This window comes from Corynebacterium sp. (genome assembly GCF_012837295.1).
Classification (GTDB): domain Bacteria; phylum Actinomycetota; class Actinomycetes; order Mycobacteriales; family Mycobacteriaceae; genus Corynebacterium.
In genome coordinates, this window is the sequence record NZ_DURI01000299.1 from 1 (window position 1) to 6,965 (window position 6,965).

7 protein-coding genes are annotated in these 6,965 nt (G+C 69.5%); all 7 read right to left on the reverse strand.

The window, feature by feature from the left end:
- Positions 1–174: 174 nt before the first annotated feature.
- Positions 175–456 (reverse strand): hypothetical protein, encoded by a 282-nt coding sequence (locus GX015_RS09670; protein WP_120983992.1) that lies wholly within the window; start codon positions 454–456, stop codon positions 175–177.
- A gap of 243 nt (positions 457–699) precedes the next feature.
- A complete protein-coding gene (pth, locus tag GX015_RS09675; RefSeq protein WP_102211837.1) occupies positions 700–1,344 on the reverse strand; it encodes an aminoacyl-tRNA hydrolase in 645 nt (214 codons plus the stop codon).
- 165 nt (positions 1,345–1,509) lie between these two features.
- The gene (locus GX015_RS09680; protein ID WP_291344718.1) at positions 1,510–2,163 is read right to left on the reverse strand and encodes a 50S ribosomal protein L25/general stress protein Ctc; all 654 of its coding nucleotides are present in this window, start codon (positions 2,161–2,163) and stop codon (positions 1,510–1,512) included.
- 258 nt (positions 2,164–2,421) lie between these two features.
- Positions 2,422–2,919: a GNAT family N-acetyltransferase gene (locus GX015_RS09685; RefSeq protein ID WP_291344720.1), complete on the reverse strand. Its 498-nt coding sequence runs from the start codon at positions 2,917–2,919 to the stop codon at positions 2,422–2,424.
- A 13-nt stretch (positions 2,920–2,932) separates the two neighbouring features.
- On the reverse strand, positions 2,933–3,910 hold the full coding sequence (locus GX015_RS09690; protein WP_291344722.1) for a ribose-phosphate diphosphokinase: 978 nt from the start codon (positions 3,908–3,910) through the stop codon (positions 2,933–2,935).
- Between the two features lie 34 nt (positions 3,911–3,944).
- The gene (gene glmU, locus GX015_RS09695; protein WP_291344723.1) at positions 3,945–5,474 is read right to left on the reverse strand and encodes a bifunctional UDP-N-acetylglucosamine diphosphorylase/glucosamine-1-phosphate N-acetyltransferase GlmU; all 1,530 of its coding nucleotides are present in this window, start codon (positions 5,472–5,474) and stop codon (positions 3,945–3,947) included.
- Positions 5,475–5,543: 69 nt separating this feature from the next.
- Positions 5,544–6,824: an MFS transporter gene (locus GX015_RS09700; RefSeq protein ID WP_291344725.1), complete on the reverse strand. Its 1,281-nt coding sequence runs from the start codon at positions 6,822–6,824 to the stop codon at positions 5,544–5,546.
- Between the last annotated feature and the right edge of the window lie 141 nt (positions 6,825–6,965).

Below are 6,965 nucleotides of genomic sequence, written 5' to 3' on the forward strand. Positions count from 1 at the left end.
CGATCTCGTGGTCCGAGTTTGGTGGTCGGGGCTTGGCGACCGGAGTTTGGTGGATGGTGGTTGGTGGATGGTGGTTGGTGGCCCCGTGGTGAGGCGAGGCCCCGTCACCCGGAGGCGACGTATCCAGATGAGCGGACGCTTTACGACGGACCGACGGCTCCGCGAGCGACGTGCTTAGTCGTCCCAGCGGTCGTCATCGTCGTCGTCATCGTCGTTGTGGTCGTCCCAATCGTCGTCGTCATCATCGCCGTCGTCATCCCAATCGTCGTCGTCATCGTCGTCTCGGTGGTCGTCCCAATCGTCGTCGTCCCGGTCATCCCAGTCGTCGTCGACGGAGACGACGGCGGGCGGGGCCGGGGGCGGGGCGTCGGCGGGCGCGGGCTGATCGGGCGCCGCACCTCCGAAGAAGGCGGTGACGGCGGCGACGACGCCGGCGAAGAATCCCGTGATGTCCATGGTTCTGCTCCTTAGGTGCAGGGGACGAAAGTCGGGTCATCCGCCAACCGGTGGCTTCCCGTTCCCGTCCTCGTGGTGGGTGGCGAAACCCAGTGAAGCAGGGCGGACAAGGCGCCACAATGGCCGTCGTCAAGCATTCATTTCCGCGAAGAGCACTGGTCAGCGCCTATGAAGCCATGATGATCCGAAGATGAGCGGACTCTCATCGAAACAGCCCCGGACGGGGTGGGCCTGCGGCCGCCGCTACCGCTGGTGCACCTGATTCTGCGCGGCCTCCAGTCCATGGCGGGCGATCAGTTCGACGGCGTCGGCGGCGTCCTGGAGCCAGAACGGCAGGTCGCGCCGCTCGGCGGTGGAAAACGCGCGCAGCACGAAGTCCGCCGGATCCTGGCGCCCCGGCGGGCGGCCGATGCCCACGCGCACCCGCAGGTAATCCTTGGTGCCCAGCGACTTCGTGGTCGACCGCAGGCCGTTGTGCCCGCCCTCGCCGCCGCCGCGCTTCAGGCGGATGACGCCGGGGTCGAGATCCAGTTCGTCGTGCACCACGATGACGTCGGTCGGCTCGACGTTGAAGAACTTCGCCAGAGCGCTGATCGGCCCGCCGGAGACGTTCATGTACGTCCGCGGCTTGGCCAGGATCACCTGACGCTCGGTCGCGGCGTCGCCGGTCCCGACGGTCCAGCGGGTCTGCACGATCTCCGCGTTGGACCGCTTGTGCGCGGAAAACGTCGACGGCATCGGGATGGTCCGCTCCGCGAGCTCGTCGAGCACCATCTGCCCGACGTTGTGCCGCGTGTCCGCGTATTTCGGGCCGGGGTTGCCCAGTCCGACGACGAGGATCGGCGGGGCATCCGACGGGGCGGGGGAGGGCTTGGCGCGTCCGAACATGCCCGTCATCTTCCCACATGTGCTTTGCGACGACCCGCGCGGGATCGCGGCACCGCACGACGAAGCCCCCCGCCGGAAACGAATCCGGCGGGGGGCTGTGTCGCAAAAGTACGGGAAGCGACCGATCCGGGACCGGCCGCACGCCCGAAGGCGGGGGAGGGGGAATTACTCCTCGCCCTCACCCTCCTCGGCCTTGGGCGCGTCGGGCAGCTCGTCCTCGCCCATGCCCTCGACGTCGGCGTCGACGTCGCCGGCCGGGTCCTCCTCGGACTCGACGATGTTGATGATGAGCAGCTCCGGGTCGTCGGTGAGCTCGAGGCCCTCCGGCAGGGTCACGTCGGAGGCGAGGATCTGCGCGCCCACGTCCAGGCCCTCGACGGACACGACGATCTCTTCCGGAATCGACAGCACCGGCGCGAGGACGAGGATGGTGTCGGCGTCCTGCATGATCAGGGCGTCGCCCGGGGCCAGCTCGCCCTCGTGGACGATCGGCACCTCGACCTCGACCTTCTCACCGCGGTGGATGCCCAGCAGGTCGGCGTGGTCGATGTTGAGGGTCAGCGGGTTCTGGTCCAGGGCCTTGACCATGGACAGCTGCGACTCGCCGTCGATGTCGAGGTCGAGGACAGCGTTGACGCCGTAGTTGCGGATGACGCCGTGGAACTCGATCGAGTCGACCAGAACGTGCTTCGGGGCGTCGAGGTCCTTCGAGTAGATGACCACGGGGATGTCGCCGGCGACGCGGGCGCGGCGGGCGGCGCCCTTGCCGAACTCGGTGCGCTCGCGGGCTTCCAGCTTGATGATGTTGGGCTTCGCCATATCTGACTCCTGCAAATCGTTGGGGTTCGGGAGTCGATCACGTGGCACGCGCTTGCCGGTGCCGCCGCGTCCCTGTCGGGGCGGCGGGGCCGGGTGGAGCATGCGTCGCGTCGATAACGGGGCCGTCGCTCGCGCGGTGCGCGCTCTCGGGCCACCCTCGCCGAGACATAACTCGTGGAATGCTACCCGACGGTCGGCGCCGGACGAAATCGCGTGGGCGCCTTTGCTCGACGACGTCCCGCCGCCTCGCGGAGGGGGCTAGAAGCGGTGGATCATGGTGCGGTAGCCCTCGACGTCGACGGCGCCCTCGGTGAACTCGAAGCCGACGCCGAGATACGACCGGCAGGCGCGCTCGTTGCCCATGTCCACGGTGAGGCTCACGGCCGGCGCGCCGCGGTCGCGGGCGAAGTCGAGGACCTCCGCCATCAGCTGCTTGCCCAGGCCACGGCCGGTGAAGGCGGGCTCGAAGGCGATGGCCACCTCCGGCACGTCGTCGCTGACGTAGCCGGAGCCGGGGTCGTCGGCGGTGAAGTGGCGCAGCCAGGCGCCGCCGGCGATCTCGCCGGCGATCTCCGCGATGATCGCGCCGTCGTCCTCCGCCGACCAGTGGTCGACGTACTTCACGTCGTCGGCGGCGAATTCCCGGGACAATTCGCCCTCGCCATCGGGCCACAGCTCCGTCAGCGCGTGGAACCGGCGGATCGCCTCCCGGTCCTCGTCGGTGGCGGTGCGGAAAACGGGCGCGTCGGTGGACATGATCCTCCGGGAACTACGCCTGGCCCTCGAAAAGGGTGGTGACGGAGCCGTTCTCGAAGATCTCGTGGATCGTCTGCGCCAGCAGCGGGGCGATCGGCAGGACCGTCAGATTGTCCCAGCCCTCGTGCGACTGCGGCAGCGTGTCCGTGGTGATGACCTCGCGGGCGCCGCACTTGGACAGGCGCTCCTTCGCCGGGCCCGAGAACACGCCGTGCGTGGTGGCGATGATGACGTCGGACGCGCCGGCCTCGCGCAGCACCTTCACCGCGCCGGCGATCGTGCCGCCGGTGTCGATCATGTCGTCGATGAGCAGGCACACGCGGCCATCGACGTCGCCGACCACGCGGTTGGCCACGACCTCGTTGGCGACGTCCACGCTGCGGGTCTTGTGGATGAACGCCAGCGGGGCGTCGCCCAGCGTGTTCGCCCACTTCTCCGACACCTTCACGCGGCCCGCATCGGGGGAGACCACGCACAGGTTGTCCAGCGAGTAGTTGTCCTTGATGTAGTCCGCCAAGATCGGCATGGCGTGCATGTGGTCGACCGGGCCGTCGAAGAAGCCCTGGATCTGATCCGTGTGCAGGTCGACCGACACGATGCGGTCCGCGCCGGCGGCCTTGAGCAGATCCGCCACCAGGCGGGCGGAAATCGGCTCGCGGCCGCGGTGCTTCTTGTCCTGGCGGGCGTAGGGGAAGAACGGCAGGATCGCCGTGATGCGCTTCGCGGAGCCGCGCTTGAGCGCGTCGATCATGATCAGCTGCTCCATCAGCCACTTGTTCAGCGGCGCCGGATGCGCCTGCAGAACGAAGGCGTCGCAGCCTCGGACGGACTCCTCGAAACGGACGAAGATCTCGCCGTTCGCGAAGTCGCGGGCGGTCATCGGGGTCAGCTCGACGCCCAACTCCTTCGCCACCGCGTCACCGAGCTCCGGGTGCGCGCGCCCGGAGAAGATCATGAGGTTCTTCTGGTTGTCGATCCACTCGCCGGTCATCTAGTCGGCCTGGCCTTCCTGGTCGTTCTTCGGCTTACGCGGAGGCGTCCGGACCGTTGCCCGGGGCGCCGTCGCCCTCGCCGACGGAATCGCCCGCCGCGGCCTGCGCCGCCTCGGCCGCCTCCGCCGCCGGGGTGCCCGGCCGCTTCCGCTGGACCCACCCCTCGATGTTGCGCTGGGGGCCACCGCTGACCGCCAACGCCCCGGGGGGAACGTCGTCCTTGATTACAGTACCCGCACCGGAATAGGCGCCGTCACCGACGTTGACGGGGGCGATGAACATGGTGTCGGAACCGGTGCGCACGTGGGACCCGATGACGGTGCGGTGCTTGTTCACGCCGTCGTAGTTGACGAAGACGCTGGAGGCCCCGATGTTGGAGTATTCGCCGATCTCGGCGTCGCCGACGTAGGTCAGGTGCGGCACCTTCGAGCCGCGGCCGATGACGGCCTTCTTGGTCTCCACGAAGCCGCCGAGCTTGCCCTCTTCGCCGAGGACGGTGCCCGGGCGGAGGTAGGTGAACGGGCCGACCTCGGAGTTCGCGCCGATGACGGAGTCGGTGCCGTGCACGCGGTAGACGGTGGCGCCCTCGCCGACGGTGACGTCGCGCAGCGTGGAGTCCGGGCCGACGGTCGCGCCGTCGCCGATGACCGTGGCGCCCAGCAGCTGGGTGCCCGGCAGGATGGTCACGTCGCGGCCGATCTCCACGTCCACGTCGATCCACGTGGTGGCGGGGTCGACGATGGTCGCGCCGCCGCGCATGGCCTTCTCCGTCAGACGCCGGTTGAGCTCGGCGCCGAGGGTGGCCAGCTGCACGCGGTCGTTGACGCCGGCGACGACCATGGCGTCGTCCAGGCGGTGGCCGCGCACGGAGCGGTCGGCCTCGCGGGCGATGCCGATGACGTCGGTGAGGTACAGCTCGCCCTGGGCGTTGTCGGTGTCCAGCTTGGTCAGCGCGTCGCGCAGCGTGGCCGCGTCGAAGGCGTAGACGCCGGAGTTGACCTCGGTGACGCGGCGCTCGTCGTCGGTGGCGTCCTTCTCCTCGACGATGCGCAGGACCTCGCCGTCGGAGTTGCGGATGATGCGGCCGTAACCGTGCGGGTTCGACGCCGTCGACGTCAGCACCGTCACCGCGGCGCGCGGCTTGCGGTTGTGCTCCGCCAGCAGGGCGGACAGCGTCTCGGCGTCGAGAAGCGGCACGTCGGACGTGGTCACCAGGACGGTGCCCTCGAAGTCCTGCAGCGCCGCGTCGTCGAGGGCGCACTGCACGGCGTGGCCGGTGCCGTTCTGCTCGGCCTGGTGGGCGGTGCCGACCCCGTTGGGAAGCGACCCCTCCGGCTGCGCGCCGACCCACTCGGAGATCGCCGCGACGACCTTCTCCCGCTGGTGGCCGACGACGGCGACGATCTGCTCCGGGTCGACGCCGCGGGCCGCATGCAGGGCGTGTTCCAGCATCGTGCGCCCGCCGATGCCGTGCAGCATCTTCGGGGTGTCCGACTTCATGCGGGTGCCCTGACCGGCGGCCAGGATGACGACGGCGGTGGGCGTGCCGGTGCCGTTGCTCATGGGGGTCTCCTCGTGCGTTCGTCGTGGGATACCCCGGAAACCCTACCCGCAGAGCCGGGCGGGATCGGGTTATCCCTGCGCGGACACCTCGGGCAGGGCGCGCGCCATGCCGACGCCGATGAGCCCCAGCACCGCGAAGAATCCCAGCGCCCACATGGTGCCCAGCATCGCCAGGCCGCCCGAGATCGCGCCCGTCGCCAGCAAGATGACGCCCATCGCGGAGTTGGCCACCGCGACATACGTCGTGCGCCGGTCGCCCTCGGCCATGTCGACGACGTACGTCTTTCGCGCCACGCGCACGCCGGTGTGCGTCAGCGTGATCAGGAAATACGCCACGGGCAGCGCCCAGCCCGACCAGCCTTCGGCGAACGTCACCTGCGACATCACCGCCAGCAGGATCAGCGAGGCCAGGCCGGCGCCCCAGGTCATGGTGCTTTTCGACGACTTGTCGCTCAGCTTGCCGGAGACCTGCCCGCCGAGAATGGCCGCCGCGCCGGAGGCGATCAAGAACGGGCCCAGCCCCGAGAGCTCGCCGTCGCCGCGCTCGGCCGACAGCGACACGAAAAACGCCGGCGACAGGGCCGAGACCAGCAGCAGCGAACGGACGATGACGAAGTTCCGGAACGGCGCATCGTCGGAAAGCAGATCCCAGGACTCCTTCACCCACGAGCCCGCGGAATCTTCCGACGTCTCGCCGGACGGCTCCGTGACCCGGTGGAAGACCACCGCGCCGATGAGCCAGGTCACGGCGGAAATCGCGATCATCCAGATGAGCACCGACGTCGGCAGATCATCGCCGCCGAACCAGCGGATGCCCAGGCCGAGGGTGATGGCGACCACGCCGGACAGGACCGTCGCCAAGCCCGTGATTTGCCCGCGCTGGCCCTTCGGGATCGTGCGGCCCTGCACGTCCTTCGACCCGATCGAGCACAGGGACCGGCCCAGCGCGAAGACGGCCAGCGCCGCGAGGATGGCGATCGCCGCGACCGTGCCGTCGAGCGCCGCCGCCGACAACGCCATGACCAGCGCCATCACGCCCTGCGTGATCGACCCCGCCACCCACACCGACTTCCGGTGCGCGCGGCGCTTCACCCACGGCGTCAGCGCGGCCTGCGGGAGCATGGACAGCGACTCGCGGATCGGGACCAGCAGCGCGATGGCCAGGCCGGGCGCGCCCTGGGCCGTCAGCAGCCATGGCAGCACCGTCTTCGGGTTGATCACCTGGTCGCCGGCGTTCTGCAGCCCGTTGGCCGCGATGAACTTCATGCCGTTGGCGGGGACGTCGCGGGCGACGTCGTCGGGCATGTCCGAGGTGTCGGCCGGGGAGACCAGCTTGTCGTAGAGCGCCATGCCAGCAGGTTATCGGCCTTCATCCGCACTTTTCGACCAAGTGTTCCCTAACTCGATCCGCCAAGGGGAGGGGTCGCCGTCGGCGATCTGCATGCATCGACGCCGCCCCTCGTCGCCGCCACCGCCGTCACCGCCGTCACC

Coding starts and splice junctions, on each gene's coding strand:
- glmU (WP_291344723.1), bottom strand. CDS start 5,474: ATGAGCAACGGCACCGGCACGCCCACCGCCGTCGTCATCCTGGCCGCC.
- GX015_RS09680 (WP_291344718.1), bottom strand. CDS start 2,163: ATGGCGAAGCCCAACATCATCAAGCTGGAAGCCCGCGAGCGCACCGAG.
- GX015_RS09670 (WP_120983992.1), bottom strand. CDS start 456: ATGGACATCACGGGATTCTTCGCCGGCGTCGTCGCCGCCGTCACCGCC.
- GX015_RS09685 (WP_291344720.1), bottom strand. CDS start 2,919: ATGTCCACCGACGCGCCCGTTTTCCGCACCGCCACCGACGAGGACCGG.
- pth (WP_102211837.1), bottom strand. CDS start 1,344: ATGTTCGGACGCGCCAAGCCCTCCCCCGCCCCGTCGGATGCCCCGCCG.
- GX015_RS09700 (WP_291344725.1), bottom strand. CDS start 6,824: ATGGCGCTCTACGACAAGCTGGTCTCCCCGGCCGACACCTCGGACATG.
- GX015_RS09690 (WP_291344722.1), bottom strand. CDS start 3,910: ATGACCGGCGAGTGGATCGACAACCAGAAGAACCTCATGATCTTCTCC.